This window comes from Nocardia sp. NPDC059228, assembly GCF_042754245.1.
In the GTDB taxonomy this organism is placed as follows: Bacteria; Actinomycetota; Actinomycetes; order Mycobacteriales; family Mycobacteriaceae; genus Nocardia.
Genome location: NZ_JBHZAL010000189.1, coordinates 1 through 1,036, shown reverse-complemented (window position 1 = coordinate 1,036; position 1,036 = coordinate 1). Strand labels below are relative to the sequence as shown.

The 1,036-nt window shown below is 69.4% G+C and carries 1 protein-coding gene and 1 pseudogene; both read left to right on the top strand.

The window, feature by feature from the left end:
• Positions 1 to 371, top strand: a pseudogene (locus ACFXKA_RS43405) (ABC transporter ATP-binding protein); the annotation flags it as partial.
• Between the two features lie 3 nt (positions 372 to 374).
• The gene (locus ACFXKA_RS43400) at positions 375 to 770 is read left to right on the top strand and encodes a hypothetical protein (RefSeq protein ID WP_379431969.1); all 396 of its coding nucleotides are present in this window, start codon (positions 375 to 377) and stop codon (positions 768 to 770) included.
• Positions 771 to 1,036 lie beyond the last annotated feature (266 nt).

Sequence of the window (1,036 nt, the reverse complement as noted above, 5' to 3'; positions counted from 1 at the left end):
CCTCGATGGCGGATTTCATCCAGACGAACTCGCGCAGTTTCGTACGGCTCCGCTCGCCGCAGCAGGAGCAGATCCGTGACGCGCTCCACGAGGGCGGTTTCACCGTCGTCGAGGCCGGCGACGGTGCGCTGGAGATCGACGGCTCCACCTCCGAGGAGATCGGTGAGCTGGCCGCCCGGCACGGACTCGTACTGCACGAGCTGAGTTCCCAACGCGCCTCGCTGGAGGAGGCGTTCATGCAGATGACGGCCGAGTCGGTCGAGTACCACGCCCACTCCGCCCCCGGCACGGGCCCGGCGGCCCCCGCGGCCGCGGCCGCCGCCCCGGGTCCCGGGTGGGGGCAGCACGACAACCAGGGCAAGGGAGCCTGACCCATGGCATCGGTACCAGCGGTCCTCCAGTCGGAGTGGACCAAGATCCGTACGGTCTCCTCCACGATCTGGACCCTCGCGGTCGCGTTCATCGTCACCGTGGCCATGGGTGTCGCCCTGTCGGCGCTGCTCAGCTCCACGTTCGACGATCTGTCGCAGGCCGAGCGCGGCACCTTCGACCCGACCTTCGTCAGCTTCTCCGGGATGATCCTCGGGCAGCTGGCGATGGTGGTCTTCGGTGTGCTCGTCGTCGGCTCGGAGTACAGCTCGGGCATGATCCGCACCTCGCTCGCCGCCGTACCGCAGCGGGGCGCGTTCCTCTTCAGCAAGCTCGCGGTCGCCCGCGCGAACGCGACCGCATGGGGGGACGCCCCCGGGACCGCTGTGGTTCCAGGCTGAGTTGAGAATCCCACACCCGCCGTTGACACGGGCACGGGGCGGATCTACGTTCGACAGAAAGCGCTTGCTCGGCTGGCTCCGAAGGGGAGTGTTGACGACGTCCCGCACCGGCTCATCCGCAGACACAGAGACAAGTACAGGCGTGGCCGCGGGCTTCTCGGGGCTCCCCGGCGCCGTCGCGGTGTCGCACCTGACCGTGTACGACTGGGAGGCGGCCGACGGCCTCCGGGGCGGCACCCCGCATCTCCATCTGACCTGCTCGGAAG